The sequence below is a fragment of the Fructilactobacillus sp. X7R4C1 genome (assembly GCF_059901115.1).
In genome coordinates, this window is record NZ_JBWXVD010000004.1 from 59,271 (window position 1) to 85,023 (window position 25,753).

Consider the following 25,753-nt stretch of genomic DNA (forward strand, 5'->3'; position numbering starts at 1 on the left):
GTCGATGCTCATAAAAGTTTTAATGTTATTTTTCTCCGTAATTTTAATTATTAACGGAATTTATTTTTTGACCCATGCTCATAAAAGTTTCCTACTGTTTCATCCCGAAAAGTTTACCTCATTAAGCATCATCTTACTCATTAGTGGTGTCATTCTAATTGTGGTAGCAATTTTTGGAATTATTTCAATATTCTTCGATAACACCGTTTTTACTCTGTTAGTTTTATGTGCGGGGTGTTTGTGTGCTGTGATTCCAGAACTATTCATCATTCAATACATGGATAAATAGCCTTTATATCTGACTTTTCAATTAAAAAATACTAGAATTAAGTTAAATAAAACATCGAGGTGGTTTTTATGCTACAAGAATACAATAATATTTTAGTTCCCGTTGATGGTTCATACGAATCCGAGTTGGCTTTTAAAAAGGCCGTTGCCGTTGCCAAACGTAATGATGCTCATTTACACATTGTCCACGTTGTAGACACACGAGCATTTCAAAATATCTCTAGTTTTGATACATCAGTAGTTGAAGAAGTAACTCAAAACGCTAAAAAAACACTCGAACAGTACGCCAGAGAAGCTAAGGATGATGGCGTTAACAAAGTCGATTATTCAATCGAATATGGCGCACCGAAAACAATCATCTCAAAGGAAATTCCCGACAAACTCGATATTGATTTAATCATGATCGGTGCAACCGGGTTAAATGGTGTTGAACGGTTACTAATTGGTTCAGTAACTGAATATGTCACTAGGATGGCGGTCTGTGATGTATTAGTTGTAAGAACAAATCTAAATAATCAAAAAGTTGATCCTAAAAAAGGAAAACAAAAAGTTTCTAAGTAAAACAAAAAATCATTCGATGATTATTTCGAATGATTTTTTGTTTTGGCAATTTTTAATAATTTATCAATCCGCCCGCTATCTCTTACTCCTTTCAAAAGATTGATTTTAATTTGGGTGCTTTCTGCCTTTTCAAACAGTTTTTCTCGTTTATAACTCAAATATTTCAAATTATAAAATGATTTCAAACAATAGAAGGAATACTTGCGTTTTAGGTAAGATATCATAACATTGGATTCAGAAATCACTAGTTGATTATCGTTAGCTACAAATGCGAAAGTGACAATGGCAAGTCCTAACTTAATGACAACATATCGATCAATTGTATTCATTTCTCTTCGATGTAGCAATTGCCCCATCCTCACCAAAGCATCATCCAAATACTTACGAGCCAATTTTTGACATCCCAATCTCCGATATGAGATTGCAATGCCCAAATAACTCCATGCAGTACAAATAAAATTTGTTTTGACGGAACACGAGTCAATCATAGTATGAAAGCATAGGATTACTTCATCTAAAGAAAAACCACAAAATAGTTCCGCAAAACCACGTTCACAATAATATCTTCCTTTGATTTCTCTTGAATCAATATTCTCAACTTTAATTGTTTCAATAATCGTATTAGCTTTCTTGAAATGATAATGAAGTAGAATGCATTCAACTTTCTTCAGTATTTTTTTAGCATAGCAATACTTTTCATCAGAACAAACTTCGTCTAAGTTCAATCCCAATCGGGACACAATTTCTGGAATAATCACCCATTGATTAAAACACCCATCATTTTCAAGCGCACTGATGGTTGACTGAGTACATAGTCCTTTGGCAAGCTCCGACTGCGTCATATGAATATCAATTCGGCGTTTTTTAATTCTCGCTCCAATCTTTTTCAATAGCGCTTTTGAGGGCATTATGACTTCCAATTGCACGTCATCTCCCTTGACGATTCAAAATTTCATCGTGTCTAAAATAATTAACGTTATGATCATTAATGATCCCCGAAGCTTGTAAAAACGAATAGAGTGTTGTGGGCCCAACTCTTTTAAAATGATACATTTGAAAAACCTGATTAAATTTTTTAATCATTGGTTTCATTTCCGAAATATCGATTTGATCATCAATAATTAAATGATCAACGGGGGTATAATTCACCTGCTGCCATAATTGGTCAAAAAAATGAATCCCCTTTTCCTCTAACTCAAAAACAATCTTGGCATTGGTTAAAATGGCATCAAGTTTCGATCGATTTCTAATTCCACGTTTGTCACTCATTGCAGTGTCTTTGATGGTTTCTGCGTGAGTAGACAAATAGTTAAAATCAAAATTATGATAAATGCTATCCAGTCCATCTAACTTCTTCAAAATTAAATTCCACTGAAGTCCTGCTTGCATTATTTCTAGTGACAGTTCTCTAAATAATGCTTTTTCGTCATAATCTGGAACACCCCACACCGTATCATGGTAATTCATTAATCGTGGACTCTTAGTTGCCCAGTTACATCTTTCCATTATTATCACCTCTTATAAGTATATACGAAGAACAATCTTCAAATAAAAAAAGATTATGACTATGTCATAATCTTTTTTTATTATTTATCCTTATATACTTTTTTCTGATCGCCCTTTTGAAGCGGCTTAAAGTCATGCAAAATTTTAGATTGACGGTCAAATTCAGCATAAGCTAGTTCAATCAATTTATCGATTAATTCGGTATAACTAATTCCAGAAGCTTCCCAAAGTTGCGGATACAAAGAAATATTGGTAAAGCCCGGTAATGTGTTAACTTCACTCAAATACGGCTTAAAATCCTTTGAAACAAGAAAATCAATTCGTGCCATTCCCTTTAATCCAAGGGCCTTATAAGCGTCTAATGCCATGTTCGTGATTTGATCATCGACACCATCTGGCAATTCAACTGGAATGGTAAATTGGACCTGACTGGCATCCACGAACTTGTTGTCATAGGTATAGAATTTGTCATCTGCTGGAACTTTAATTGCCCCTAGTTTTGATGCCTTGGGATTTTCATTTCCTAAAATAGAAATTTCGACTTCTTCTGGTCCCTCAATTGCTTCCTCAATCAAAATTTTGTTGTCATAACGAAAAGCATCTTCTAGTCCGCTATCCAATTCCTCTTGATTATGCACCTGATGAATACCGATGGAAGAACCTTGATTGGCTGGTTTGATAAACATTAATGAACCGAGCTTTTTAGATAATTTAGCATAATTCCAATCTTTACGATTATCTGGAGTCAATAAGACGTATTTGGTATTGTTAATGCCTGCTTCATCTAGGATTTTCTTAGTAATATCCTTATCATAAGACATTGCAGAAGCTAAGATTCCACTTCCAACGTAGGGCTTATTCATTAGACGTAATAGCCCCTGAATGGTTCCATCTTCCCCTAAGTTTCCGTGAATAATGGGAAAGAAAACGTCAATATCTTTAGCGCTATCGAAATTAATAATGGGAGCTAGCGGATTATTCATGTCGAGATTTAAAATCTCATCTTTTTCCACATCCGTTTCATCTTCACCATCAAATACACGATGTGAAGCATCATCGCTCAAGACGATTCCATCCTTAGTAATTAGGAATAAGCTGACTTCATACTTATCCTTGTCCATCGCATCATAAATATTATGCGCGGATCTTTTTGAGACGTCGTGTTCTGATGAATTACCACCAAATAATAACGCGACGTGCTTCTTATTTTTAGTCATATTCGCACCTCTGTCGTTCATAATAGAACCTTAATTATAACACAAAAATTAACCGGTAAATAATCCCAAATAAAAAAGCATGAATGAACATGCTTTCATGCTTTATGAGAAATTCTTATCTGTACTAAACATTGAACTCTTGTTATGGTATTGCATTGACATTATCAACCCAATCCCTATCATGTTACCAATTAAGGCAGAACCTCCCTGGCTCACAAATGGGAGCGGAATTCCAGTCATTGGCAGCAACCCAATGCTCATTCCAATATTTTCAAAAACATGGAATAAAATCATCATAATAACTCCACTAGAAATATAGGCATAGAAAACATTCTTAGTCTCAAAAGTAACCTTGATCATTTCATAAATCAATAAGAAATAAAGAAGAATCAATAATACCCCACCAATGAATCCAAAGTTCTCTCCCATCACGGAAAAGATCATATCAGACTCACGAACAGGAACGTAAACTTTTGAAACATTGAATCCCGTTCCAGTAAGACCTCCTGATCCAACTGCTTTCATACTTTGCCATAGTTGAAATCCTTGGTTACTCGTATCTGACTCAGGATGCAACCAAGTATCAATTCGAGCGAATTGATAAGACTTAAAGCCAAAATGACCAAGTAACATTCGACCCTCTTTAGTAATGGCAAGTGTCAGTGCAATGGCACCAAGACCACCTGTAACACCAAAGATTGGCGCCAGTATTTTCCACGTAACACCGGATACAATCATCATCCCCGCCAGGATGGCAATGAACACAATGGTAGTTCCAAAGTCATTTTGCAACTTTAGTAAAATCACAATTGGAATCGTCCATAGAATCATTTTACCAAGTAACGCCCAATCACTTCGAGTTTCATGAATTGGATGTTCATTATTGTGAGAAGCAATGACTTTAGCCAACATCAAAATATATGCAGGTTTCATGATTTCAGATGGTTGAAATGTCAGTGGCCCTAACTGAAACCAACTTTTAGCACCAGTTTGTGCCGCATAGGAACGACTATACAAGAACAAAACAGCAACTAAAAGAAAGATCCCAAACCAATACGCATAAGGTGCTAATTTCCATAACTGTTCGGAATCAAATTGCATAATCACAACGATGGCAATTGCACCAATTGCATACCACACTAATTGCGAAACAACCGCCTTTACGACACTTGTTTGACTTGTATCATGACTGGCAGCTACAAAGATCGACCCTATGCCCACCAAAGCAAGCATCAGTACACAAAAAATGATTCCCCAATCGATTCGATTCTCGTCTGTACTTTCCGACCTATTAAACACGATTAGAACTCCTTTTTTTCATAAATCATACTTATCTTTGGTGCAAATTATACTCTCTTATTACCTCAGCAACAGCATCTTCTTCGCTGTTTTCATGGAAAGTTTTGTCACCAACCACACAAATTGACTTCCCGTTCTTTTCTTCAATGGTGCCCACGGTATGACCGCCAATTTGCACCAATTTCAGCGCGTTTTCTTCTGGATCATCAATAATATTAACACCAATTCGTTTTTCTTTTCGAGCCACGCTTAAAAACCTCCTAGAATAAAAAATAGTTGATAAAATCAACTATTTTAGCTTCATTGAGCGACGATAATCTTCCTCAGCTTTTTTATTTCTTCCCAATGAAAACTTCTTGGGAACTGGATCGTATCCACCCTTAACCAGTGGATTACACCTCAAAATTCGTGTAACCCCCATCAGTGTCCCTTTCAATGCTCCGAAGCGATTGATCGCTTCGAGCGTATAATGCGAACAGGTTGGTGAGTACCGACAACTAGGCGGAAACAATGGTGAAATAAAACGCTGGTAAAACTTAATTAAAGATATAAATATTCGTTTCAATTTTTTCTCTCAATTATTTTCTACTGAAAAATCCACGACTCTTTTTATTGCTACTCATATGCTCAAGCATTTCACCAGCACCTTTTGCAACATTGTCTAAAGGATCTTCAGAAATATAAACCGGAACCGTTAACGCATTTGAAATTACAGTATCAATGTCTTTAAGAAGTGCACCACCACCGGTTAACATTACTCCTCGATCAATAATATCAGCTGAAATTTCTGGTGGAATTGTCTCTAAGACTGCCTTTGCACCTGACACAATGGAGTTAATTGAACCACTAATAGCTCTCGCAACTTCCTGACTAGTAATGGTTACCGATTTAGGCATCCCACTAACTGAGTCACGACCTCTAACCTCCATCTCTTTAACATCTTGGGTGGAAACGTCTGCCGTTCCAATCTGCATTTTAATTCGTTCAGCGGTGTGTTCACCGATAATAAGGTTATGTTCTTGTTTCAAGAAGTTAACGATATCAACGTTCATCACATCTCCAGCAATTTTAAGTGATTTACTGGCTACGATATCACCGAGTGAAAGAACCGCAATGTCTGAGGTTCCACCACCCATATCGATTACCATGCTACCATGAGGCTGGTAGATATCCATACCAGCACCTACGGCAGCTACTTTAGGCTCTTCTTCAATGAAAACTTCGCCACCAGCTGCGCGTTCCGCTGCTTGGATAATTGCTTTTCGTTCAATGTTAGTGATGTTTGTAGGAGCACAGATCATCGTCTGTGGTTTAGAAACAACGCCCTTAACGCTTAATTTACTGATAAAATACGAAAGCATTTCTTGAGTAATATCAAAATCAGAAATAACTCCGTCTTTTAAAGGTCTAATGGCTTTAATGTTTCCAGGAGTTCTACCTACCATTTGGTAAGCTTCAGAACCGACCGCCAATACCTTATTTGTTTTAGTATCAACGGCAACTACAGATGGTTCATTAAGAACAATACCCTTCCCCGTAACGTATATAAGAACGTTAGCAGTTCCTAAGTCAATCCCAATATCTTGTGCCATAAAAATACTTCCTTCCGTAACATCGTTTAACTAAATTATAGCATATCCAGAATAGCAAAAGAGAATTATCACATACGAAATTATCTAAATTTTTCTAACGATCAAGTTAGTCATTAGCAATTGCGTCGCTTTCTTTAATTGGGATTCGCTCAACTTCTGCGCCAAGTTTTTGCAGTTTCTTGTGAAATTCGTAGTAGCCACGATCAAGATACTTCAGATTAGTAACTTCCGTATAACCATCAGCAACTAGACCAGCTAAAATCAAGGCAGCTGCGGCTCTAAGATCAGTCGCAGCAACTTTAGCGCCCTCAAAATGGGTTGGTCCATACATGGTGACTGTTTCGCCATTAATGTCGAACTTAGCACCCATTCTGCGTAATTCTTCCATGTGCATAAACCGATTTTCAAAAACAGTTTCCGTTAGCTTGCTGACACCATCGGCCCTTAACTGAAGTACTGTCATTTGAGGCTGCATGTCAGTAGGAAAGCCTGGATATGGGGCAGTCTTAACGTTAACTGGTTTTAATTTTGCGGGTCCAATGACACGAACACCATCGCGTTCTTGTTCAACTTTAACCCCCATCTGTTTCATTTTGGAAATTAATGGTAAGTTATGTTCGGTAATCCCGTTTTCAATTAAAAGATTTCCTTCAGTAAGCGCTGCGGCAACCATAAAAGTCCCAGCTTCAATTCGATCTTGAACCACTTCATGACTAGCACCATGAACACTTGGTACTCCGGTAATTGTAATCGTATCAGTGCCTGCTCCAGAAACTTTTGCTCCCATTTTGTTCAATACTTTTTGTAAGTCAACAATCTCAGGTTCACGGGCAACGTTTTGAATCTTGGTAGTTCCCTTTGCAAGGGTAGCGGCCATCATTACATTTTGAGTAGCACCAACACTTGGAAAATCGAAATAAATATCGGTTCCAGTAAGTCCGTTAGGAGCAGATGCTTCTACGTAACCATCATGTTGTTCAATGTGAGCACCTAAGGCTTCAAAGCCACGCAAATGTAAGTCAATGGGACGACTTCCAATTGCACATCCTCCTGGTAAAGCAACTTTTGCTTGACCTAAACGAGCTAAAAGTGGACCCATCACAACAATTGAGGCTCTCATTTTTGAAACATATTCGTACGGAGCTTCTGGTGAAATTTTTCCAGAAGCATCCACTGTAATTTTATTCTTACTTTTATCAAAATCAACTTGAATACCCAAATGTTTTAAAACTTCATTCATAGTAAACACATCGGACAACATGGGACAGTTGGTTAAAACAGTCTCGCCATCACTTGCAAGAATAGTAGCAGCTAGAATCGGTAAAACGGCATTTTTTGCACCCTCAATGTGAACTCGACCATTAAGTTTGTTTCCGCCATGCACAACAATTTTTTCCATGGTACTCTCTCCTATTACGTATTATTTAAATAGTACTGTTAAATTTTTTAAGTTATCAATGAATGACATAAAGAACGAACTGCATATAAAACCAATTACGATCGAAAGGAGGACAATCAAGACCTTCCCTTGTCGTTCTTGAATTGGTAAAAACCGTTCAAAGTGAATTCCTTGTATAGACCAAAAAGCTAATGCAATAAAGAATAGCTGACTAATTATTGTTATTAAAGATTCAACTCCAAATGGATTCATTACGCGATACTCCTAATATTCATTCTTACTATATACTATCATAAAATCATTCAATTGTCGTAAATCGGAGGTCCATGTAAAAAATTGTAACAAAAAAGAGGAACTAAAAAGTTCCTCTTTTTTAATTAATGTTGTGCAACATTAATTCTATTAACAGCTCTTTGTAAAGCAACTTGTGCACGTTTCAATGCATCCGTATCGTTCTTAGATTGAGCATCTTTAATCTTCTGTTCTGCACGCTCTCGGGCATGAGTAGCTCTCGATACATCAATGTCACCTTTACGTTCAGCACTATCAGCAACGATGGTTAAAGTATTATTGGAAAATTCGGCAAATCCACCATTGACCGCAACGGTATCCATGTCATTTCCGTTAAACTTAAACCTCGTTTCACCAATTTTTAAAGAAGCAATCACTGGAACATGGTTAGCTAAAATTCCAAGGTCACCCATCATGGTTTCAATGATAGCCATGGTGACTTGATCATTGGAATAAACCTCGCCATCAGGAGTAACGATACTAACGGTTAATACTGACGATTTATTATCAGCCAATTAGATCAGCCTCCTATTTGCTTTGACTTGCTTTTTGTTCTTTCAGTTTGTTGTAGTTTGCAACGACATCATCAATTCCACCACAGTTTCTGAAACAGTCTTCAGGAATATCATCGTACTTACCTTCAAGGATTCCCTTGAATCCGGCGATAGTATCCTTAACGGGTACATACTTACCCGGAAGACCCGTAAACTGTTCGGCAACGGTAAAACTTTGTGATAAGAAGAATTGAATACGACGAGCACGACCAACAATCGTCTTTTCTTCGTCGGATAATTCATCCATTCCTAAAATTGAAATGATATCTTGTAATTCACGATATCGCTGAAGAACGTGTTGAACTTGACTTGCAACGTCAAAGTGTTCTTGTCCAACGATTTCTGGAGAAAGGGCAGATGATGTTGATGCCAATGGATCAACGGCAGGATAAATACCTTGTTGCGTTAATGAACGCTCAAGGTTAGTGGTAGCATCCAAATGGGCAAACGTTGTTGCAGGAGCAGGATCGGTATAATCATCGGCTGGAACGTAAACAGCTTGAATTGAAGTGATCGCACCCTTTTTAGTTGATGTGATTCGTTCTTGAAGTTGTCCCATTTCAGTAGCCAGAGTAGGCTGATAACCTACGGCTGATGGAATACGTCCTAACAGAGCTGAAACTTCCGTACCAGCTTGGGTAAATCTAAAGATGTTATCAATGAATAAAAGAACATCATCACCTTCAGCATCTCTAAAGTACTCAGCAAGTGTAAGACCCGTCAATGCCACACGCATACGAGCACCAGGTGGCTCATTCATCTGACCATACACCATGGCAGTATGCTTTAACACACCCGATCCTTTCATTTCAAAGTACATATCATTACCTTCACGGGTTCTTTCACCAACACCAGTGAAAACGGAAATACCGTTATGACCCTGAGCAATGTTATGAATTAATTCTTGAATCAAAACGGTTTTACCAACACCGGCACCACCGAATAATCCAACTTTACCTCCACGAATATATGGAGCTAATAAATCAATAACTTTAATTCCAGTTTCAAGAACTTCAGTCGATGGGTTTAACTCATCGTACTTAGGTGGTTGTCTGTGAATGGCCCATCTCGTTTGATCAGGACCAAATTCTGGTCCACCATCAATTGGCTGACCTAAAACATTAAATACTCGACCTAGAGTATCATTACCTACTGGTACTTCAATTGGAGCACCAGTATTTTCAACATCCATCCCACGACGTAAACCATCGGTTCCGTCCATAGCGATGGTACGTACCACTCCGTCACCTAACTCAAGAGCAACTTCAACAACTAATTGCTTGTTGTCACCCTTTTTAACGTTCAAAGCAGTATTAATTTCTGGTAAATCACCGTCTAGGGGAAATTTAACATCAACAACTGGCCCGATAACTTGTTGTACTTTACCAGTAGTATTCATTATGCTTTAATTCCTCCCATCTATTAATGGTTCAATGCTTCTTGACCACCAGTAATTTCTGTAATTTCAGTAGTGATAGCTGCCTGTCGTGCCCGGTTATACTTGAGTTCAAGTGATGAAATCAAATCATCGGCATTATCAGTGGCTGATTTCATTGCGGTTGAACTGGAAGCATGTTCAGCTGTCTTGGCATCCAAGATCGCTCCATACATTAAACTTTCAGCATATTGAGGAATTACAACACCAAGCACAGCCTTAGCGGATGGCTCAATATCATAATCTTCAATCAAGTTTTTAACTTTGACATCAGATCCAGCTTGACCACTATTTTTATCATCCATAGATGATTGAATTGACTCTTTATCCATGGGAAGAAGCTTTTCAGCCCTAAAATCAGAGGAAATTCGGTTAACGAAGTGATTATAACAAATGTACAAATCAGTATAAATTCCATCATTATACATGGAGGTAATGGTCTTAACGATCCCTTGAACTTCGGTATAAGTAGGAACATCTGAAACGGTGCGATTTTCGTATGCAACGTTTGCTCCACGCTTCTTATAGAAGTCTGCACCATTACCACCAATTGCTAAAATCATATAATCATCAGTATTTGGAGTGTGCTTTTCAATAAACTCATTGGCACCTCTGATTACATTACTATTGTAGCTTCCAACCATTCCACGATCAGATGAAATTACAATATAGGCGGTCTTTTTCTTAGCATTTTTTGAATCTTGACTTGAAGGTTTATTATCCTCTAACAAATCGGACTGAGCCAGATGAGCGATTACAGACTTAACCTTAGATACATACTGATTATAGTTCTCTGTATGTGCCTGAATTCTGTTCAACTTAACCGTTGAAACCATCTGCATCGCCTCGGTAATCTGACGTGTACTCTTGGTCGATGCGATTCTGTGCTTTACATCATTCATCGATTCAGCCATTAGTTGTTATCCTCCCTTCAAGTTAATTACTATTAACTATACTGTCACCTTTAGCTGAAGGCTTAAAGGTGCTTGCAAACTCTTGGATTGCACTGTTTAGCTTCTTTTCATCTGGAAGATCACCAGTTTTCTTAATGCTTTCAAGTAGATCAGGATAATTTGTATCAAAAAATTTGAAGATCTCATCCTGGAATCTTAAAACATCATCAACGGCAATTTTATCTAGGTAGCCATGAGTTAAGCAATACAAGATCAAAACTTGTTTTTCAACTGGTAGTGGCGAATGAAGTGGTTGCTTTAAGACTTCCACCGTTCTAGATCCACGATCCAGCTTAGCTTTAGTAGCTTCATCAAGATCAGAACCGAATTGAGCAAACGATTCAAGTTCATGATATGAAGCAAGATCCAAACGTAATGTACCAGCAACCTTTTTCATTGCCTTAATTTGGGCATCTCCACCAACACGAGAAACTGAAGTACCAGCATCCACGGCTGGACGGTCTCCAGAATAGAACATGTCAGAGTTTAAGAAGATCTGACCATCAGTAATTGAAATTACGTTGGTTGGAATATAAGCGGAGACATCCCCTGCTTGCGTCTCAACAATTGGAAGAGCGGTCATCGAACCGCCACCCATCTTGTCACTCAACTTAGCAGCACGTTCAAGTAAACGTGAGTGGGTGTAGAAAATATCACCAGGATAAGCTTCACGGCCAGGTGGACGTCTCAAAATTAAGGAAAGTTCACGATAAGCATTAGCTTGTTTCGTTAAGTCATCGAAAACAATCAAAACATCTTTACCCTTATCCATGAAATACTCACCCATGGTTGCACCAGCATATGGTGCAATGTAAAGCAAGGGAGCAGGTTCAGATGGACCAGCTGACATGACGATTGTGTAATCCATCGCACCGTACTTTTGGAGGGTGTTTACTTGTTGTCTAACAGTTGAATCTTTTTGTCCAATTGAAACGTAGATACAAATCATATCTTGATCTTTTTGGTTCAAGATTGTATCAATCGCAATTGAAGTCTTACCAGTCTTTCGATCACCAATGATCAACTCACGTTGACCTCTACCAATCGGAACCAAAGCATCAATTGATTTGATACCAGTTTGTAGTGGTTGTTTAACACTTTGACGTTGCATGATTCCAGGTGCTTTTTTCTCAATTGGAGCAGTTTGATCGGTCTTGATCTCACCTTTACCATCAATTGGTTGGCCTAATGAATTCACAACTCGTCCAACCATATTGTCTCCAACAGGAACTTCCATGATTCTTCCGGTTCTTTTAACACTGTCACCTTCACGAATACCTGTAAAGTCACCTAAAACAACGATACCAACTTCGTTGCTTTCGAGGTTTTGTACCATTCCATAAACACCATTTTGGAACTCCAGTAATTCACCGGATAAAGCATTATCTAGACCATATGCACGAGCAACACCGTCACCAACATAGGTAACGACACCAGTCTCGTCGACGTTAAGTTCGTCTTTGTAGCCATCTAATTGTTTTTTAATTAGGGCACTAATTTCTTCAGCCTTAATGCTCATAAAAGTTTCACCTCTTCAATATAGATATCTTATCGACTAAGAGAGCAAATTCCGTACTTCTTTAATTTTAGTACGAACACTTCCGTCGTAAACAACGTTATCTGACGACAAAATCGCACCGCCAATAATACTACTGTCTACTTTCGCAGATAAGTCAACTGTTTTAGCACCAACCCTTTTGGCAAATGTCTTGGTTAACTTGTCTTTCTCTTCGTCATTCATTGGAACTGCTGTAACTACGCTAGCACGCACGATTCCTTGCTTCTTATCATATAATTTGCCAAATTCATCAATAATCGCGACCATATCATTAATACGCCCATAGTCATAGACCATCTTTACAAAATTCTTGACGTACTGAGAAGTTGCGCCATCAATCAAAGAATTAATGATCGAATCTTTTTGCTTAAGATCAAGTACTGGCCCTGCTAATGCGATAGATAAACCAGGGTCACTTTGAAAAATGTCTTTAATCGCCATTAAATCAGCGTTCCCAGTTTCTAACTCATCATGTTCTTCTAGTACTTGAAAGAGCGCATTAGAATATCTTTTGGCAAGCGTAACCTTATCTAGACTCATTTGGATTACCTAGCCCTTCAATATAAGAATCGATTAATGCTTTTTGATCATCAGCATTTAAGTTCTTTTTAATGATTTTGGAAGCAATCTCAATAGATAAATCTGCCACATCATCTTTAGTACTTGCTAAAGCGTCTTCACGTTCTTGTTCGATATCTTTATGAGCTTTATCCTTTAAGGTTTTAGCATCATCTTGAGCATCGGAAATAATTGTGTCGCGACGTTTTTGACCAGCTTGTTCAGCATCACTAACGATTTTAGTTGCTTCGTCATGCGAGTTTTGTAATGCATCGGCACGTTCTTTGGCTAACTTAGCAGCATCGTTACGTGATTGTTCAGCAGAATCAATATCGTTGGCAATTTTAGTTGCACGATCTTGCATCATCTTTGTGACGGGTTTCCATGCGAAAATCTTAACAATCCACATCAAGAGTAAGAACAAGATGGCATAAAACAGCATATCACCAACATTGAATCCAGCCGCAATAACTAAATGTGTATACATCTATTGACACCTCCTTTTTCTAAACTAAGAAAATGTTTTCTCTATTTGTTCATAACCAAGAAGGCAACAACAAAGGCCAAGATGGGCATAACTTCAACTAAGGCAACACCAATGAACATATTAGTTCTAAGTGTTCCTGATAATTCTGGTTGGCGTGCCATACCTTCAAGCATCTTGGAAATAATTAAACCGTCACCAATTCCGGCACCAATAGCGGCACCACACATTGCGATTCCAGCAGCAATAGCTCCCATAATATAATCCTCCTATTTTCTTATTCCTCAATTGATAATTTTTGAGAAACATATACAGATGATAATGTTACAAATACATAGGCTTGAATACAGCCAATAAACACTGAGAATCCTTGCCATGCTAACTCAAGTGGGGCAGCGACTGGAATCAGCCACAATCCATTTGAAAATGCTAAATTAGCAATTATCCCGGCCAACAATTCACCAGCAAAGATATTCCCATAAACACGAATTCCAAGTGTTAAGAAGTTCGTAAGCTCCTCAAGCAGGTTGATCGGTAGGAACAAGAAGACAGGTTGTAAGAATCCCTTAAAGTGTCCCTTATAACCTAGTTTCTCAACACCACAATACATAGCAAATGTCAGAGACATTAATGAGAACGTCAAAGCGACGATTGGATCGGCCGTAGGACTCTTGACGTAGACAATATTACCTACCTGAATATGCAAGAACAAACCAAGTAAGTTAGCTATTAAGATGAAATAGAATAGCGTAAATGCCCATAGTCCATAATTCTTAGGCGCATCATTACCAATCGTTGACTTTATAATTCCATTTGTAAAATCAATCATGTACTCCAATAAATTCTGTTTCCCCTTTGGTTTCAACTGCAGGTTTCTCGAGCAGACGAATATAAAAGCGAACAAAACAACAGCCACAATCACACCAGAAATCATATTGCTGACGTTGAAAGTAAGACCTAAAAATTGAAAAGTACGAGTTGGCTCCACAGATATCACCTCTTTTCGCAACTATTATCACTCGCAATAAAAAACGTGCCATAAAAAGTAGTTGAATAATTGCGATTCTATATTCAAACAAGTCAAAAGCTCACTTATTCAAATCTGATGAAATAATACCACCATTTCAGGCAAATTTCAAAGCTATAAAGCACCAAAAATTCTAATTTTATAGTCTTTATAACAATTACTTCACAATCGAAATTGGCAAAACTTAAACCCGGCCTTTACGTAAAGCAATCTAACAAAAAAGTGGGAGTTTACTAACTCTCACTTAAAATTATTATTTTTATTTTGTTCCAAACAAACGGTCACCAGCATCTCCCAACCCAGGAACGATGTAACCATGATCAAGATGATCGTCAAGTGCAGCGGCATAAATGTCAACTTCTGGTTCAGCCTTTTGAACCGCTTTAACTCCCTCAGGAGCGGCAACTAGACAAACAAACTTAATGTTTTTGTGATTAGCGCCGTGATTCTTTAATGCATCGAGCGCCATGATTGCAGATCCACCCGTAGCAAGCATTGGATCAACAACGAAGATCTGCCTCTCACCAATATCACTTGGCAACTTTAAAAAGTATTCGTGAGGCTGAAAGGTTTTTTCATCACGATACATCCCGATATGACCAACTTTGGCTGTAGGAATTAGATCAAGTACCCCATCTACCATTCCAATTCCAGCCCTCAGAATTGGAACAACAGCAACTTTTTTACCAGCTAATTTCTTAGCGTGCGCAGTTCCTTCAGGTGTCTCAACTTCAACGTCTTTAAGTGGCATATCACGAGCAACTTCAAAAACCATCAAACTAGCAATTTCATTAACGACTTCTCTAAACTCACGTGTCCCACAATTCTTATCTCTAATAATGCTTAATTTATGTTGGATCAACGGATGATCCATTACGTGAAACTCGCCCATAATGCACTCTCCTCTTCGTATTATATTTATACCTATTATAACACAAGGAATACCAAAAAATTTCTAGCTCCTTATCGTGTAATTGGGTTTTCTTTACACAATTTGGATACGTCACTCTTGATTTGAGCCAAAACATCGGGTTGATCGTAATTGTCAATGGCTTTAATAATTAAATCAGCAACTTTCTTTGAATCATTCTCATCAAACCCTCTTGAAGTGATCGCGGGAGTCCCAATTCGTAGTCCACTAGTTAAAGTTGGTTTCAACTTTTCATTTGGAATTGCTTCCTTGTTAGTGGTAATCATTAATGAATCCAGCATGTCTTGAACTTGTTTACCATTTAAACCGGTATCAGTCAGATCAACGGTCATTAAATGATTATCAGTTCCACCAGAAACTACTCGTAAATGTTCGGAATTATTGAACTCGTCAGCCATGGCATTCGCATTTTTAAGAATTTGCTTGGAATAAGTAACAAAATCGGGTTGTAAATCTTCATGAAAGGCAACCGCCTTAGCAGCAATTACTTGTTCTAAAGGACCACCTTGGGTCCCAGGAAAAACAGCCGATTTAATCTTTTTGGCGTACTTATCTTGGCTTAAAATCATTCCACCACGAGGGCCACGCAAGGTTTTATGCGTTGTAGTTGTCACTACATCGGCAATTCCTACCGGACTAGGATGTAACCCGGTTGCGACCAACCCGGCAATGTGAGCCATATCTACCATTAAGTAGGCACCCACACTATCAGCAATCTCTCTAAATTTCTGCCAATCAATAATTCGACTATAGGCAGATGCACCAGCTACGATAATTTGCGGTTTTACTTCCTCTGCAATTGTTTGAATATGATCGTAATCAAGTTGCTCAGTCTCTGGATTAACTCCATAAGTAAACGACTGATAAATCTTACCAGAAAAGTTGACCTTAGCACCATGTGATAAGTGTCCACCGGCATTTAGATCCATCCCAAGGATCTTATCTCCTGGCTTTAAGAAAGCAGCATATGCTGCTTGATTAGCTTGAGAACCAGAATGAGGTTGCACGTTTACATACTCAGCACCAAACAACTTTTTTGCTCGTTCAATGGCTAGCGTCTCCACTTTATCAACATACTCACAGCCACCATAATAACGATGACCGGGATATCCTTCCGCATATTTATTGGTTAAAACGGAGCCCTGGGCGGCTCGAACACCCTTTGAAGCAATGTTCTCGGATGCAATCAACTCAATTGTGTCCTCTTGACGCTTTTTTTCACCGTGAATGGCGTCCCAAAGTTCGGGATCCATCTTTTCATACTCTTTGTCTGACATGATATCTACCTCATTTCACTATTTGAATTAAGTATACTATTCAAAGTGCTTTTGTCCTGCGGATTTGTTTAAGCGGTTCATGTAAGCCTCCCCTAATTCAGTTGGGGTAAATCCCTGTGTCAAGATATTATCAACACCATCTTCTAAATCAAATTGACGAAGTCCGGCAAACAGTAAATGACTGGCCGTATTAATATCACTTCCAAGACTGTAAGTTTCTGCGTTGTTTGGCCAGTCAACTGCATCAATTACATCGTCAGTTGCCATAACTCCCACAGTCCCATCTTGTTTTTTAATCCAATCAGCCGCTCGCTTCCAGTCATCTTTATCGTCAACAATTTGAACCTGAGCATCTGGTGCATAATGACGGTACTTCATTCCAGGAGCCTTTGGAACCTGATCCGCACTAACATGATGAACGGCATCGTCAACTGGGCCTACGACCTTTTCAATCTGGTCAACGGTAACTGCACCTGGACGCAAGATTGCTGGCTTCCCCGTTGACATATCAATAACCGTCGATTCAACCCCAAAGTCAGTGGCACCGTCGTCTAAAATACCCGCAATTTTACCATTTAAATCATGATAAACATGCTTTGCAAGGGTCGGACTGGGTTTGCCAGACGTATTTGCTGATGGACCTACTAACGGAACACCAGCGGCCTTAATCAAATTTAGAGTTGACTGTTTATCAGGATTTCGAAAAGCAGCGGTATCAAGTCCACCAGTAACTTCTTTAGCAAGTGCACCCCTTTTTAACTTTAAGATGATTGTCAATGGACCTGGCCAAAACGTTTTCATTAATCTTTTTACTTCTTCGTCTAACGGTTGAGCATACTTCTCAACCGTCTCAACATCAGCAACGTGAACGATTAATGGGTTATCACTTGGACGTCCCTTAGCTTTATAAACCTTTTTAACCGCTGAGACATTAGTAGCATCGGCCCCTAGTCCGTAAACTGTTTCGGTGGGAAAAGAAACGAGGTTCCCCTTCTTAAGTTCTTCTGCGGCCGCATCAATCTGATCCGGCGTAAATATCTTTGTATCCATTTTAAAAATTCTCCTTTATTTCATTTTAATCATTCGATCACGCATTGCCATGTCCTTTCGGAGACGAACCGACCGCCTTTTATTATCATTCATCAAAATCTTTTGAACCGGATCTCCCTGTCTAAAGCCAATTTCTAAATAAAGAGAGCCATCCCTCTCTAAATGAGCATCAACATCACGCGAAATTCTCTGATAGATTGAAAGTCCATCATTATCAGCAAATAAAGCCTGACGTGGTTCATATTTTAAGACACTTTCATCCATATACTTAATCTCATTTTGACCCACATATGGTGGATTAGAGACAATCAGGTCAAATTTTTGTTCACTAAAAGCGCCAAATAGGTCACTCTGAACAAAATTAATTTCGGTGTGATTTGACGTTGCATTTTTTTGAGCAATTTTTAATGCATTAAGTGAAATATCAGAACCAGTTATTTTCCAACTTGGGCGTTGCTTTTTTAATGAAACCGCAATGGCACCACTACCAGTTCCAACATCCAATACGTTAATAGGATGATCATCGTAATCATTTAAGATCCACTCCACTAATTCTTCCGTTTCAGGTCTTGGAATCAAAACACTGGGATTAACTTGAAACGTGTATCCATAAAAATTGGCAGTTCCAATTACATATTGCAGTGGCTCATGATTTAGAACCCGTTCTATCATTTCAATAAACTTAGCTTCCTGATCATCAGACAAATTAAACCGATAATTCATCAGCAAATCCGTCAAATTCCATCCCATCAAAGACCTCATCACCTGGCGTCCTTGATCAGGATCCAAATTTTCTTGCTCCAGACGCAAAGAAGCCCATTTAAGGGCTTCAAAAACAGTTGCATTATTTCTAAGCTTCTGAGTCATTCAATTTCTCCAGCTTTTTAGCTTGATCAGAAACAATTAATGCATCAATGATGTCATCTAAGTCACCATCCATGATTTTGTCTAACTTGTTCAAGGTCAATCCAATTCGATGGTCAGTAACTCGATTTTGAGGATAGTTATAAGTCCGGATTCGTTCAGAACGGTCACCCGTTCCAATGGCATCTTTCCGTTTCTCATCGTACTCATTCTGTTCTTTTTGTTTGTAGTAGTCATAGACACGCGCTTTCAAAACTCGCATTGCCTTAGCACGGTTTTGTTGTTGAGAACGCTCATCTTGCATTGCAACCACAATCCCAGTTGGGAGGTGGGTCATTCGGACGGCTGATGAAGTTTTGTTAATATGTTGACCACCAGCACCAGAGGAGCGATAGACATCCGTTCGAATATCGCCTGGATCAATGTCAATGTCCACATCTTCTTCCTCAGGCATTACACCAACGGTAGCTGTTGAAGTGTGAACTCGTCCAGCCGATTCTGTCGAAGGAATTCGTTGTACTCGGTGAGCACCATTTTCGTACTTTAACTTGGAATAGACTTTATCACCAGTGATCATTAAAACAATCTCTTTAAAACCACCAACTTCGGTATCAGTTTCGTCGATCACTTCAATCTTCCATCCCTGACGTTCGGCATACTTGGTGTACATGTTATATAAGTCAGCCGCAAACAAACTGGCTTCATCTCCACCAGCTGCTCCACGAATTTCCATGATAATATTTTTCTCGTCATTAGGATCCTTAGGAATCAACAACAATTTCATTTGATCTTCAAGTTGCGTTTTCTGATCCTTTAAGTCACTAATCTCGGATTTAACCATGTCTTCCATTTCGCTATCAAGTTTTTCTCTTAACATGGTCTCATCATCATCTAATTGTTTACTAATCTTTTTATACTTATTGTAAGTTTCAACCGTTTCTCTGAGACTACCCTCTTCTTTTGAGAGTTTCATGAACTTCTGCGTGTCAGCAATCACTTCTGGATCACTGATCAGTTCGTTTAATTCATCGTATCTGTCAGAAACGGATTGTAATTTATCAAAAATTTTATCCATATCGGCTTCAGCCATTCTTATTACTCCTTATTCTTTTGTGCTTCAATCGGAGGATTGAAATAATGATAACGACAAACAGGATAATATGACTCGTTACCACCCATAAAGATCTGCTCGCCCTCGTAAACGGGCTTCCCATCATGAACTCTTAGGTTCATAATGGCTTTCTTTTCACAAAACCAACAAATCGTTTTCATTTCTTCAATCTTATCCGCATACAATAGTAAATACTTCGATCCCTCAAACAATTTATTTTGAAAATCATTTTTAAGTCCAAATGCCATGACCGGAATATGTAATTGATCAACCACTTCGGTTAATTCAAAGATGTGATGTTTATTTAAAAACTGGGCTTCATCAACTAGCACACAACTAATGGGTTCATCGCGTTTTTCAATTTCATCTTTTACCATTTTAAATGCGTTTGAATCGGAATTAATTGAAAGGGCTTTACGAGTCAACCCAATCCGAGAAGCGATGGTTCCCTTCTTTTCCCTGGTATCAAGGCCACTTGTCATCAAAATAACTGATTTACCCTGTTCCTCATAGTTATGAGCGACTTTGATAATTTCGATTGATTTTCCGCTATTCATGGCTCCGTAACGAAAGAATAATTGTGCCAAGTTATCACCTTTTCTCTATTTTCACTAACTTTTTCATTATATCGAATTTACCACTTTTTCGCATCCAAATTCAAAATTTGTTCTACCATTTGAATAATTGCTTTTTCTTAAATTAGTTACTATTCTTACTTATAAGCGTAGTTTTATGATAGAATTATTTTAATTGTGCAAAACTAATCATTTCTAAGGGAGAACTCATTATGTCATTTCAGAGTAGAATTGCCACCATGGCTGGTAAGTCATCTTACTGGTTCCTGCATAATTTTTTGCACCGTGGTAGCTCATTACCAGGAAAAATAACCACTGCAATTGATCCCAATATTTTAAAGACGCTGGGTAAAAATTACGATGTGATTATTGTGTCAGGAACGAACGGTAAAACTTTGACTACCGCACTGATCGTTCAAGTCCTAAAGGAAGAATATGATCAAATTCTGACTAATCCAACTGGATCTAACATGACTCAGGGAATTGTCTCAACCTTTTTACAAGCAAAGCATCCCAAATATGGTGAAAATCCAATTGCAGTCTTAGAAGTTGACGAAGCCAACGTAAAACCGGTTGTTAAGGCCATCAAACCAAAGATGTTTGTTTTGACCAATATCTTCCGTGACCAACTGGATCGTTATGGTGAGATTTACACTACCTACCAAAAAATCTTAAATGGGATCTTACTAGCTCCAAATGCCCTAGTGGTTGCAAACGGTGATTCCGCCATTTTTAACTCTAAAAAAATGCCAAATCAACAAGTGTTCTATGGCTTTCAAGATCAACCAGCTGATAAAGACATCAAGGCAGCCCCTAACACGGATGGGGTCCTTTGTCCCGTTTGTTCACACATTATGCACTACCATTACATCACTTACGGAAATTTAGGTGATTACTTCTGTCCTAACTGTGGTTTCCATCGTCCAGAACTAGATTACAAAGTCACTAAAGTGGTGGACGAAACCCCAACTAGTTCAACCTTTGACATTGATGGAAACCAGTATTCAATTGATGTTGGTGGGACGTACAATATTTACAACGCCCTCGCTGCTTACGCTGCCGGTCGGCAAATGGGAGTTTGTCCTGATCAAATTAAACACGCTTTTGAAACCAACAAGCGACTCTTTGGAAGACAAGAAGAAATCAAAGTTGGTGACAAGGAAGTAACCATTGTGTTAGTTAAAAATCCAGTTGGACTTAACCAAGTCATTGATATGATTTCTCATGAAAAAGAACCATTTTCATTTGTCTTTCTTGAAAATGCTAACTATGCTGACGGAATTGACACGAGTTGGATCTGGGATGGCGACTTTGAACGTCTGCCAAAGATGAACATTAAAAAATTCATTTCCGGTGGTGAACGATACAAAGACATTACCTTCCGCCTTAAGGTTGCTGGGGTTCACGATGACAATCACATCATTGAACCAAACATTGAAAAAGTCTTGGAACAAATTAAGCAGCTTCCCACTAAAAAGGTTTACGTTCTGGCCACTTACACGGCTATGCTTCAATTCAGACATTTACTAGCACAAAAAGGATTCATTAAAGGAGGAATGGACTAATGACAAAAACCATTCGAGTGGCTCACTTATATGGTGACTTAATGAATACTTACGGTGATATCGGTAACATTTTGTCGTTACGATATTACGCTAAACAGATTGGCGTTGAGGTCACCTCAAACGTTGTTAGTTTAGAAGAAGGGTTCAACGCTGACGATTATGATTTCATGGTTTTCGGTGGTGGACAAGACTTTGAACAAACCATTGTTTCAAAAGACATTCAAACCAAAAAGGACGAAATTAAACGTTTCATTGAACAAGGCAAGCCTGTTATTGCAATTTGTGGTGGCTTCCAGTTACTTGGAAACTACTACGTTGCAGCTAATGGCAAAAAGCTTCCTGGCATTGGTGCCCTTGATCACTACACGGATGCAATGAAGGACAATCGTTTCATTGGAAACATTGAAATTCAAAACGAACAAACCAAGGAAAAATACCATGGCTTTGAAAACCACGCTGGAGTGACCTACTTAGGACCAAGTGAACGAGCACTGGGAAAAGTCATTAAGGGACATGGCAACAACGGCAAGGATGGTACAGAAGGTGCCATTTACAAAAACACCGTCTGTACCTACTTTCATGGCCCTATTTTAGCCCGAAACGGTAACTTGGCTAAGCGTATGATGTTTAATGCCCTTGAAAAGAAGTATCCCGATACTGATTTTTCGGGTGATACGAAAAAAGTAAAAGTTGAATCATTCTAAAATTAAAGCACTACCGATTAAATTGGTAGTGCTTCTTTTTTTACATAAAATGAATAAACGGTCGACCACCTGCTAGAAGCAATCCAAGAATTGCCACCACTATAATTGCAATCACGGTCATCCACAAAAACCATCCTGAAAGTTTCTGTTGTGATTTAAAGGCAAACGCCATCTCAATCAGACCAATCAATAGTAACGCGCAAACAACCTTGATAATCGTCAAGACTGGATCACGTCCCCATGCAAATGGGATCAGAAAAATTCCCGAAATAATTAAAATCACATAACAGAGTCTGGCAATCATCGTCATAACTTTAAAATGCCAGTTCGAAAAAAGAGCGATACAGACCACAATAAAAAGAACCAACCACGTTAATAAATGAATCCAAATTAGCATAATAACACTTCCCCATTTAGATTAACTCCATTATACACAATCCATAAGGACTTTTAGTCATAATTCGTTAACACCCTTCTCTGGTTATGGCATAATTACTGAAAAGAAGGAGTGGTGGATGACATGAAAAATAATCAGTTCGCACAAGTACTAGTTGACCTTAACACCGCTAAACGGGAGTTAGCCCAAGTTGGCTTTAATCCAACCGAAATCGAAAATTCTAAAAACGTTTCAGAAGCATTTTTGAAATTACTTAGTAAAACGCTTATTAACGTAAACAATAAAAGTGGTCAAATGGAGCAATTGAATAACCGACTAGCGGCTCCAGATAAACGACTTGGCGATTATTTGCAAAATAATGGTGAAGTCAACCAACGGGTTTTCTATCTAGTGGTCCTCCAATTGCTTGAATTTCAAGCAGACGTCGACTTTCAGGTTGATGAACCACTGAAAGCAATGAAGAAAATTAACTTGAAGTACCTCAATAAACCTGGTAAATGGGACATAGACGACTTACTTAAAGCTTGGTACCTTCTACTAACTACTCATAACAAGACTGGTCAAACCTACCTTGATCACTTAGCAAACCAGGGATTCTTTAAGGGATTTCCAAAAGATAAGCCCCTCTTCTTTAATGGCAAAGCGCAGGCTATTTTTGAACCAGAAGACCTCATTTATGAAACAGTCTACGTTGAAACCGACACTGATTCTGATAAAGACGGGAGGGCTGATCTAGTTAAAGCTGAGATCACCCGTCCCCAAACTAGCTTTAAGCTAGGAACTCTTTATACGGCTAGTCCGTACGACCAAGGGACAAACGATGCGTTTGGAGACCAAATCACTCATGATGTAAACAAACCAATTATTCGAAAAGAACCAGATGATACCATTTATTCTGACATTATGTATGAAGAACAACCCCAAAAGTTTAGTACTAGAACGCCAAAAGGTTTTTCCGATGAAGCCATTGAGAGACACGTTGCAAAGCCCGGTTATACTTTAAATGACTACTTCTTAATGAGGGGATATGCAGTGGTTTATTCAGCTGGTATTGGAACCAAAGATTCTGACGGAATTCAGACGTGCGGTTCCCCCGAACAAACCGATTCAACAGTTGCGGTAATTGAATGGCTTAATCATAAACGGCGAGCATTCACCAACCGAACGGACAATATCGAGATCAAAGCTGACTGGTCCAATGGTAACGTAGCAATGACCGGACGTTCCTACCTAGGAACCCTTGCCAATGCTGCAGCAACTACTGGAGTGAACGGCCTTAAAACCATTATTTCAGAAGCCGCCATCTCTTCTTGGTACGACTATTATCGTGAAAATGGCCTTGTAATGGCTCCGGGTGGATTTCAGGGAGAAGACGCTGACGTTTTAGCGGCCGAGACATTCAGTAGAAGTCTCAATCCTGGTGATAATTTCCAGATCCGTCCTTTCTTTGATCGCTACTTATCAATTATGCAAAAACAGATGGACCGTACTACCGGGAATTACAACGAATTTTGGGACAAAAGAAACTACCGAAACAACGTTAAAAACATTAAAGCCGATGTCTTAATCGTGCAAGGCCTGAACGATTGGAACGTTAAACCAGTCAACGCAGCCAAACTATGGCAGGGAATCAAGTCTCTTCCAATTAATCAAAAAATTATCCTTCACCAAGGTCAACACATTTACATCAACGCCTTTCGTTCGTTTGATTTCAACGACATCGTCAACATGTGGATTTCACATGAGTTATATGGGATTGAGAATAACTTAATGAACCAAATCCCCAATGTGATTGTGCAAGACAACGTCAAGCCGGAAACGTGGAACAAAAAGAATAACTGGCTTGATAATCATAGTAAAAAATACTATTTAAATGATGAGAAACTAAGCAAAACTTCAAACAAAGGCCAGCTTAAATACCAAGATCAGTTGGATTCGTCGCAATTTAAGGCATACTGTTCTCATCCAACACGGTGGGAAAAAGATTTACTTGATCCAAACAGTTCGTTAAAAGGACACCGTTTGATCTTTAAGACAATATCTTTTAGTGAAGATCAAATCATTTCGGGATTTAGTACCCTTCACCTGCGCATTGCTACGTCTAAGAACGTCGGAATCCTGTCAGCTCAATTGGTCGATTACGGGGACGCTAAAAGATTGAATGTTACCCCTACCATTCTTGAGCCCAAGGGAATTCTACTAGGACACAGATGGTACACGGATGATCTACGGGAATTCACCTTAAATAAGCATTCAACACCAAATAAAATGATCTCATTTGGACATATGAACCTTCAGAACCGCCATTCCGCTTATCAAAACGATCAATTGGTCCCAAACCAATTTTATGATGTTGACTTAACTTTACAACCAACCTTCTATCACCTTCCAGCGGAAAGAAAGCTTGGACTAGTACTGTACGGAACCGACTTTCAGATGACTCAGCGAGGGAATCAAGAGATTGAGTACACGATTGATCTAGAAAACAGTTATCTTAAAGTTCCTTATAAATAAGAAAAACACGTTTGCCTTAAAAATAAGGTAAACGTGTTTTTTA

At 38.6% G+C, this 25,753-nt stretch carries 29 protein-coding genes; 5 read left to right on the top strand and 24 right to left on the bottom strand.

From position 1 onward, the window contains the following. Positions 1-4 precede the first annotated feature (4 nt). The gene (locus tag AC6UC9_RS05170) at positions 5-289 is read left to right on the top strand and encodes a hypothetical protein (protein WP_500701336.1); all 285 of its coding nucleotides are present in this window, start codon (positions 5-7) and stop codon (positions 287-289) included. 68 nt (positions 290-357) lie between these two features. Next, on the top strand, positions 358-849 hold the full coding sequence (locus tag AC6UC9_RS05175; RefSeq protein WP_500694366.1) for a universal stress protein: 492 nt from the start codon (positions 358-360) through the stop codon (positions 847-849). 20 nt (positions 850-869) lie between these two features. On the opposite strand, the gene AC6UC9_RS05180 is transcribed toward AC6UC9_RS05175, so the two are convergent. The 23 genes from AC6UC9_RS05180 to AC6UC9_RS05290 form a co-directional block, all read right to left on the bottom strand. After that, positions 870-1,739, bottom strand: a complete 870-nt coding sequence (locus AC6UC9_RS05180; protein WP_500696065.1) for a helix-turn-helix domain-containing protein — start codon at positions 1,737-1,739, stop codon at positions 870-872. A gap of 37 nt (positions 1,740-1,776) precedes the next feature. Beyond that, complete coding sequence (locus AC6UC9_RS05185) at positions 1,777-2,355, bottom strand: DNA-3-methyladenine glycosylase I (RefSeq protein ID WP_500701337.1); 579 nt, start codon at positions 2,353-2,355, stop codon at positions 1,777-1,779. A gap of 80 nt (positions 2,356-2,435) precedes the next feature. Beyond that, entirely contained in the window at positions 2,436-3,572 is a 1,137-nt protein-coding gene (locus AC6UC9_RS05190) for a D-alanine--D-alanine ligase family protein (protein WP_500694363.1), read from the bottom strand. A 102-nt stretch (positions 3,573-3,674) separates the two neighbouring features. Beyond that, positions 3,675-4,871 (bottom strand): FtsW/RodA/SpoVE family cell cycle protein, encoded by a 1,197-nt coding sequence (locus tag AC6UC9_RS05195; RefSeq protein ID WP_500694362.1) that lies wholly within the window; start codon positions 4,869-4,871, stop codon positions 3,675-3,677. 31 nt (positions 4,872-4,902) lie between these two features. Next, positions 4,903-5,118, bottom strand: a complete 216-nt coding sequence (locus AC6UC9_RS05200) for a DUF2969 family protein (protein ID WP_500696062.1) — start codon at positions 5,116-5,118, stop codon at positions 4,903-4,905. 42 nt (positions 5,119-5,160) lie between these two features. Continuing rightward, a complete protein-coding gene (gene yidD, locus AC6UC9_RS05205; RefSeq protein WP_500696061.1) occupies positions 5,161-5,436 on the bottom strand; it encodes a membrane protein insertion efficiency factor YidD in 276 nt (91 codons plus the stop codon). 13 nt (positions 5,437-5,449) lie between these two features. Further along, complete coding sequence (locus AC6UC9_RS05210; protein WP_500694359.1) at positions 5,450-6,463, bottom strand: rod shape-determining protein; 1,014 nt, start codon at positions 6,461-6,463, stop codon at positions 5,450-5,452. 106 nt (positions 6,464-6,569) lie between these two features. Then, positions 6,570-7,862, bottom strand: coding sequence for a UDP-N-acetylglucosamine 1-carboxyvinyltransferase (murA, locus tag AC6UC9_RS05215; protein WP_500694358.1), 1,293 nt, complete (start codon positions 7,860-7,862; stop codon positions 6,570-6,572). A 21-nt stretch (positions 7,863-7,883) separates the two neighbouring features. Further along, positions 7,884-8,114, bottom strand: a complete 231-nt coding sequence (locus tag AC6UC9_RS05220; RefSeq protein ID WP_500694357.1) for a DUF1146 family protein — start codon at positions 8,112-8,114, stop codon at positions 7,884-7,886. Between the two features lie 125 nt (positions 8,115-8,239). Further along, complete coding sequence (locus AC6UC9_RS05225) at positions 8,240-8,668, bottom strand: F0F1 ATP synthase subunit epsilon (protein ID WP_500694356.1); 429 nt, start codon at positions 8,666-8,668, stop codon at positions 8,240-8,242. 13 nt (positions 8,669-8,681) lie between these two features. After that, positions 8,682-10,106, bottom strand: a complete 1,425-nt coding sequence (atpD, locus tag AC6UC9_RS05230) for a F0F1 ATP synthase subunit beta (RefSeq protein ID WP_500701338.1) — start codon at positions 10,104-10,106, stop codon at positions 8,682-8,684. A 23-nt stretch (positions 10,107-10,129) separates the two neighbouring features. Further along, positions 10,130-11,056 (bottom strand): F0F1 ATP synthase subunit gamma, encoded by a 927-nt coding sequence (locus AC6UC9_RS05235; protein ID WP_500694354.1) that lies wholly within the window; start codon positions 11,054-11,056, stop codon positions 10,130-10,132. Positions 11,057-11,078: 22 nt separating this feature from the next. Continuing rightward, entirely contained in the window at positions 11,079-12,614 is a 1,536-nt protein-coding gene (gene atpA / locus AC6UC9_RS05240) for a F0F1 ATP synthase subunit alpha (protein ID WP_500694353.1), read from the bottom strand. Positions 12,615-12,650: 36 nt separating this feature from the next. Beyond that, a complete protein-coding gene (atpH, locus tag AC6UC9_RS05245) occupies positions 12,651-13,193 on the bottom strand; it encodes an ATP synthase F1 subunit delta (protein ID WP_500694352.1) in 543 nt (180 codons plus the stop codon). Then, positions 13,180-13,698 carry a F0F1 ATP synthase subunit B gene (gene atpF / locus AC6UC9_RS05250; RefSeq protein ID WP_500694351.1) on the bottom strand — a complete coding sequence of 173 codons (519 nt, stop codon included), beginning with the start codon at positions 13,696-13,698 and terminating at the stop codon, positions 13,180-13,182. The genes atpH and atpF overlap by 14 nt, the downstream gene beginning before the upstream one ends. A 41-nt stretch (positions 13,699-13,739) precedes the next feature. Next, positions 13,740-13,952 (bottom strand): F0F1 ATP synthase subunit C, encoded by a 213-nt coding sequence (gene atpE / locus AC6UC9_RS05255; protein WP_010021947.1) that lies wholly within the window; start codon positions 13,950-13,952, stop codon positions 13,740-13,742. Between the two features lie 20 nt (positions 13,953-13,972). Next, positions 13,973-14,683, bottom strand: a complete 711-nt coding sequence (atpB, locus tag AC6UC9_RS05260; protein ID WP_500694350.1) for a F0F1 ATP synthase subunit A — start codon at positions 14,681-14,683, stop codon at positions 13,973-13,975. Between the two features lie 298 nt (positions 14,684-14,981). Further along, entirely contained in the window at positions 14,982-15,614 is a 633-nt protein-coding gene (gene upp / locus AC6UC9_RS05265; RefSeq protein ID WP_500701339.1) for a uracil phosphoribosyltransferase, read from the bottom strand. 71 nt (positions 15,615-15,685) lie between these two features. Beyond that, positions 15,686-16,930 (bottom strand): serine hydroxymethyltransferase, encoded by a 1,245-nt coding sequence (glyA, locus tag AC6UC9_RS05270; RefSeq protein ID WP_500701340.1) that lies wholly within the window; start codon positions 16,928-16,930, stop codon positions 15,686-15,688. A 36-nt stretch (positions 16,931-16,966) separates the two neighbouring features. Next, entirely contained in the window at positions 16,967-17,980 is a 1,014-nt protein-coding gene (locus tag AC6UC9_RS05275) for an L-threonylcarbamoyladenylate synthase (protein WP_500701341.1), read from the bottom strand. Positions 17,981-17,995: 15 nt separating this feature from the next. Next, positions 17,996-18,847 (bottom strand): peptide chain release factor N(5)-glutamine methyltransferase, encoded by an 852-nt coding sequence (prmC, locus tag AC6UC9_RS05280; protein ID WP_500701342.1) that lies wholly within the window; start codon positions 18,845-18,847, stop codon positions 17,996-17,998. Further along, positions 18,831-19,919, bottom strand: coding sequence for a peptide chain release factor 1 (prfA, locus tag AC6UC9_RS05285; protein WP_500694425.1), 1,089 nt, complete (start codon positions 19,917-19,919; stop codon positions 18,831-18,833). Before prfA ends, prmC begins: the two co-directional genes overlap by 17 nt. Positions 19,920-19,939: 20 nt before the next feature. Then, complete coding sequence (locus tag AC6UC9_RS05290) at positions 19,940-20,512, bottom strand: thymidine kinase (RefSeq protein WP_500701383.1); 573 nt, start codon at positions 20,510-20,512, stop codon at positions 19,940-19,942. Positions 20,513-20,742: 230 nt separating this feature from the next. Here AC6UC9_RS05290 and AC6UC9_RS05295 point away from each other — a divergent pair, with 230 nt between their 5' ends. Together AC6UC9_RS05295 and AC6UC9_RS05300 are read left to right on the top strand one after the other, a co-directional pair. Continuing rightward, on the top strand, positions 20,743-22,095 hold the full coding sequence (locus AC6UC9_RS05295; protein WP_500701343.1) for a MurT ligase domain-containing protein: 1,353 nt from the start codon (positions 20,743-20,745) through the stop codon (positions 22,093-22,095). After that, entirely contained in the window at positions 22,095-22,799 is a 705-nt protein-coding gene (locus AC6UC9_RS05300; protein ID WP_500701344.1) for a type 1 glutamine amidotransferase, read from the top strand. The genes AC6UC9_RS05295 and AC6UC9_RS05300 overlap by 1 nt, the downstream gene beginning before the upstream one ends. Positions 22,800-22,839: 40 nt before the next feature. Here AC6UC9_RS05300 and AC6UC9_RS05305 read toward each other — a convergent pair whose 3' ends face one another. Continuing rightward, a complete protein-coding gene (locus AC6UC9_RS05305) occupies positions 22,840-23,196 on the bottom strand; it encodes a DUF1516 family protein (RefSeq protein ID WP_500694343.1) in 357 nt (118 codons plus the stop codon). A gap of 123 nt (positions 23,197-23,319) precedes the next feature. Between AC6UC9_RS05305 and AC6UC9_RS05310 the strand changes: the two genes are divergently transcribed. Then, on the top strand, positions 23,320-25,710 hold the full coding sequence (locus AC6UC9_RS05310; protein WP_500701345.1) for a Xaa-Pro dipeptidyl-peptidase: 2,391 nt from the start codon (positions 23,320-23,322) through the stop codon (positions 25,708-25,710). Positions 25,711-25,753 lie beyond the last annotated feature (43 nt).